3 protein-coding genes are annotated in these 3,248 nt (G+C 60.5%); 2 read left to right on the top strand and 1 reads right to left on the bottom strand.

Annotated features, from left to right (window positions below):
• Window positions 1–221: 221 nt before the first annotated feature.
• Window positions 222–1,064: an IS110 family transposase gene (locus GWQ27_RS22145; RefSeq protein ID WP_275908336.1), complete on the top strand. Its 843-nt coding sequence runs from the start codon at window positions 222–224 to the stop codon at window positions 1,062–1,064.
• A 212-nt stretch (window positions 1,065–1,276) separates the two neighbouring features.
• Here GWQ27_RS22145 and amoD read toward each other — a convergent pair whose 3' ends face one another.
• Window positions 1,277–2,002, bottom strand: coding sequence for an amonabactin biosynthesis phosphopantetheinyl transferase AmoD (gene amoD / locus GWQ27_RS22140; RefSeq protein ID WP_275908335.1), 726 nt, complete (start codon window positions 2,000–2,002; stop codon window positions 1,277–1,279).
• A gap of 158 nt (window positions 2,003–2,160) precedes the next feature.
• Between amoD and GWQ27_RS22135 the strand changes: the two genes are divergently transcribed.
• Window positions 2,161–3,105, top strand: a complete 945-nt coding sequence (locus GWQ27_RS22135; protein ID WP_275908334.1) for an amonabactin ABC transporter substrate-binding protein — start codon at window positions 2,161–2,163, stop codon at window positions 3,103–3,105.
• The last annotated feature ends 143 nt before the right edge of the window (window positions 3,106–3,248 follow it).

Below are 3,248 nucleotides of genomic sequence, written 5' to 3'. Positions count from 1 at the left end.
GGCAGTTTGTGCTGCCGGCACGAAGGGAACGAAGCTACCCCCGCTGCGTGAAGCCAAGGCCACAGAAATACAGTGTAAAAAAGCCAATAAAAACAATGCCAGTCAGGCTTAACTGACTGGCATTAGCGCCCAGGCGCCGGTTTAATGTGATGGTCAGCCTGACCCACAGCCCAGCAGGCTACGCTTGCTGGGCTGTTTCTTTTCTACTTCAGGAGAGCATCATGGCAACTATCGCACTCTTTGGACTCGACATCGGCAAGCACTCCTTTCATCTCGTCGGACAGGATGCCAACGGCAAACCCGTCTTCAAACGCCAGTTCACTCGTTCTAGCCTCATTCATTACCTCGCTCAGCACCCCGCTTGTCGCATTGTGATGGAAGCCTGCTGTGGCGCACACTGGCTAGCCCGTCAACTCGCTGGTTTCGGCCATCAGGTGCAATTGATCGCACCACAGTATGTTCGCCCTTTTGTCACCGGCAACAAGAACGACTTCCTTGATGCACACGCCATCTGTGAAGCGGCTTCCCGTCCCTCCATGCGCTATGTCGGCGTCAAAACACCAGAACAGCAGGCCAGCTCGGCACAGTATGAGCACTATCGCTACCTGGCAGAGTTGATTGCCGGGCTGGATAGCCAGATTGGAGCGCAGGCCAAGGCCGATGCGTTGACCAGTCGATTGATGACCATTCCCGGCATAGGCCCCATCACTGCAAGCCAGCTGGCTGCCGATGCAGGCAACGCGCAGAGCTATGGCTCGGCACGCCATTTTGCCGCGTCCCTTGGGCTGGTACCGCGCCAACACTCCACGGGCGGTAAGAGCAAACTGCTGGGGATCAGCAAACGGGGGGACAAATCGCTGCGGCGGTTACTGGTGCAGTGCGCTCGGGTGGTGATGCAGAACGCAGCTAAATGGCAAAGTGCGGTGGCGCAGTGGACGCAGCAGTTGATGACACGACGACACTCGAATGTGGTGGCCTGTGCGTTGGCCAACAAGCTGGCACGGATCGTATGGGCAGTGCTAGTGAAGGGGGAGGAGTATCGTCCGAACCCCAATGCTGCCTGAAGGTAAGTAACACATCGCCGAGTTTCCCCGGCGACATGAAGTAACACGCCTGCTTTTGCGATGTTCAGAAAATGATGACGACAACTGGCCCAACGGCCTGAGGGTAAACCTGACATAAAAAACAGTCTTCAAGACTGACGGTTTTTTGAGGTCCCTCAGGCGCGGCTCACATCATGGATCGGGCATGATAGCCCACCAAGAATCCGGATAGATTAGAGCAGCAGCGTGGTCAGCACGCCACCCGGCAAGCCTTGCCAGTGCAGGGTACAGTGCCAGCCGGCAGGCAGATCCGGGGTCAGCGCGCTTCTTAGTTCGAGGGTGAGGGTCTGCTCCGTCATGGCCAGCCAGCGAGCATCGAGAAAGTCAAAATAGCGCCCCACCCTGGGGTAGAGCGCCTTGAACAGGCTCTCCTTGGCGGAGAACACCAGGGTCAACCCCTGGGCCGGCCCGAGCGGACAGCGCTGCAGCCGTCCCCACTCCTCATCATTCACAATGCCGGGCCAGAGATTGCACGCCTGCTCATCCTCCAGCCAGGCTTCCAGATCCAGCCCCATCCCTGCCTGGCCCGGACGCACCGCACACAAGGCCATGCCACGCCCCTGCAACAGACTGTGGCTGATGCTGCCCTCAAACCCCGCAGACCAGCGCGGCTCGCGGGCCGATCCTATGGCCACCACATGATCACCCAGCCCAAAGCGGCGCAGAGCCTCACGGGCCGCCAACCGACCGGCCAGAAACTCCCCCAGCCGCTTGGGGGCCGCGCGCTGCAAACTGGCGGGCAGCAGGATCCCGGCTTGCTCATAGCAGGCAGGAGTGAAGGCGGCGGGATCGAAGCAGACCCGCTGCAGCGCAATATGCGCCGCACCGGGCAGCGGCAGGCAGTCGGCATGCAGGATAAAACTGCCTCGGGATCCGGCAGCCAGGGGAGCGATTGGCATCAAAAAGGTCCTTGGTTCGAGAGCGGTCATGGTAGCAAATCACCCCCTCCCAGCACCACAAACGCAAATGACAACTTTTATCATTTGAATTTGTGATAGCATAAGTCCGCCCGTTTGGGGCCCGGTTTTTCGCTGATTTCACCAAGAAGGATGTAACGATGAAGATCTCCTCCCCTCTGGCCGCCGCGCTCATGCTGGCCAGCCTGGTCGGTTTTCAGGCCCAGGCCAGCACCGAGACCCGTCAGGTGACCGATGCCGATGGCAAGACCCAGGTCGTGCCCACCCAGCCCAAGCGGGTGGTGGTGCTGAGCGAAATCGATCTGGATACGGCCCTGACCCTGGGGTTGCAGCCGGTCGGCACGGTCAACGGTCGTGGCCAGAGCACACTGCCCCGTTACCTGCTGAACAAGGCGGGCAAGGATATCGCCGTGGTCGGCGATCTGGACAATCCCAATCTGGAGCGGCTGATCGATCTGGAGCCGGATCTCATCCTGACCGGCCAGACCAAACCCGAACTGCTGACCCTGCTGCAAGAGATAGCCCCCACAGTGGTCACCGGCAACTGGGGTGATTCCTGGAAGGAGATCTTCAATCGCAGCGCCCACGTGCTGAACCGGGACGCCGAGGGCAAGGCCTTCCTCGCCCAGTATGACGCCCGCCTGCAAGAGGCCCGCAGCAAGCTTGCCAAGCATCAGGGCGAGCGCCTGAGCATAGTACGCTGGAACCCGAAGGGCCCGAGCTACATGCACAGCGGCACCTTCGCCAGCAGCGTGGTGGAAGAGATGGGGCTGGCCCGTCCCACCCACCAGATCGGCGACAAGACCCCCCACTCCCCGGCCCTGAGCCTCGAGTCCCTCAACCTGCTGGACGGTGACTGGCTGGTGATAGGCACCCTGAGCGCCAGCGGCGATGCAGTGGATGCCATGAAGCAGGCCGAGCAGACCCCGGCCTTCCAGCAACTGAACGCCATCAAGGGCAAGCGCTTTGGCGCCGTGGACGGCTCGCTGTGGACCTCCACCGGCGGCCCCCAGGCGGCCCTCAAGGTGATCGACGACGTCGAGCTACTGCTCGCCAAACCGGACGCGGCCCCCATCACCCAATAAGCCCGCGCTCATATGGCTGTCTAGTCCTGAAATAGGTTTACACATTTTCGGCTAGCATTTCTCCACTCAGAACCCCCGATGTACTGCATCGGGGGTTCTGTATTTCAACGCATGATGCGGCCGCTCCACGTTGTAGATATCCA

This window comes from Aeromonas sp. 5HA1, assembly GCF_029237245.1.
GTDB classification, from domain to species: domain Bacteria; phylum Pseudomonadota; class Gammaproteobacteria; order Enterobacterales; family Aeromonadaceae; genus Aeromonas; species Aeromonas salmonicida.
Note: the sequence above shows the minus strand (reverse complement) of the source record. Positions and strands in the feature narration are given on the sequence as shown.